This is a genomic window from Massilia genomosp. 1 (assembly GCF_011682185.1).
Lineage (GTDB): Bacteria > Pseudomonadota > Gammaproteobacteria > Burkholderiales > Burkholderiaceae_D > Telluria_A > Telluria_A rubra.
In genome coordinates, this window is sequence record NZ_WHJF01000271.1 from 1 (window position 1) to 1,545 (window position 1,545).

The 1,545-nt window shown below is 60.5% G+C and carries 1 protein-coding gene; it reads left to right on the plus strand.

The window, feature by feature from the left end:
* Positions 1-1,545: type VI secretion system tip protein TssI/VgrG (gene tssI / locus F1735_RS33470; protein WP_167241303.1), on the plus strand; the 1,545-nt coding region annotated here is incomplete at both ends.

Consider the following 1,545-nt stretch of genomic DNA (forward strand, 5'->3'; position numbering starts at 1 on the left):
AAGCGCCGCGTCAACTCGCGCATCTTCCAGGACCTGAACGTGCTCGGCGTGCTCGACAAGATCTACAAGGGCGACCACGGCGGCCTGGCCACCTACGAGTTCCGCACCAGCAAAAGCTATCCGCCGGAAAACTACATCGTCCAGTACGACGAGACCGACGAGCACTTCACGTGCCGCCTGATGGAAAAGTACGGCCTGTTCTATTACTTCGAGCACAGCGCCGGCAGCCACATCATGGTCATCAGCGACGACTCCTGCAATGCGGGCTTTTGCCCGCCGCAGAAAGGGCACGCATCGGTCAAGTTCAACGCCGGCAACCGGGTTCACTCCGAGGATGCGGTGACCGCGTTCACGGCCGAGCGCATGGTGCAGTCGACCAAGATGGCCTTGAACACCTTCAACTTCAAGGAGCCGAACACGATCCAGCTGGTCGAGCAGCCCACCGTGGCCGAGCAGGGCGACGTGCCCAAGATGGAAGTGTACGACGGTAATCCGGCCTTCTTCTACAAGAACAAGGGCGAAGGCAAGGCGGAAGCCAAGCAGCGCCTGGAAGTGCTGGAATGGCAGGCCAAGATTTTCACCGGCACCTCCGACTGCCGCGGCTTTGCCTCGGGCCATACGTTCAAGCTGACCGAGCATCATTGGTTCGAGCAGGGCGGCGACAACGACTTCCTGGTGTTGTCGGTGCAGTACAGCGCGCGCAACAACTATTTTGAACGCGGCGCCAGCGATGTGTACCGCAACAGCTTCAGCGCGATCCGCCGCAAGATTCCGTATCGCCCGCGCCAGGCGCATTTGCGTCCCAACATGCCGGGTCCGCAGACGGCCACCGTGGTCGGCCCGAAAGGCACCGAGATCCACACCGACAAGTTCGGGCGCATCAAGGTGCAGTTCCACTGGGACCGCTACGGCCGCCGCGACGAACTGAGCTCGTGCTGGATCCGTGTGTCGCAACCGTGGGCCGGCAAGAACTGGGGCACGATTTCGATTCCGCGCATCGGGCAGGAAGTGATCATCGATTACCTCGAAGGTGATCCGGACCGTCCGATCTGTACCGGCCGCGTGTACAACGACGACCAGCCGGTGCCGTACGACCTGCCGGCCGGCGCGCACATGATGGGGTTCAAGAGCCGTTCCACGCCGGGTGGCGGTGGCCATTGCGAAATGGTGATCCACGATCAGAAGGGCAAGGAGCTGATCAATATCCATTCGCAAAAGGATATGGTCACGACGGTGTTGAACAACCAGGACAACATTGTCCACGGACCGCACCAGACCAACACGGTGAGCAAGGGTTTCCACGTCACCAAGGTCAAGAAGCATATCGAGACGACGGCGGAAACGGCGCACATCCACGATACGGCCAAGACCAATATCGAGGCCACGGCGCAGACCGAGCACGTGCATGTGAAGGGCCATACCAATGTCGAATTGACGGCGGAGACCGAGCATATTCACCTGACGGCCAGCACCGATATCACGTTGCAGGTGGGCAGCAGCAAGATCGAGATGAAAGCGGACGGCACCATCACCATCAGCGGTGTG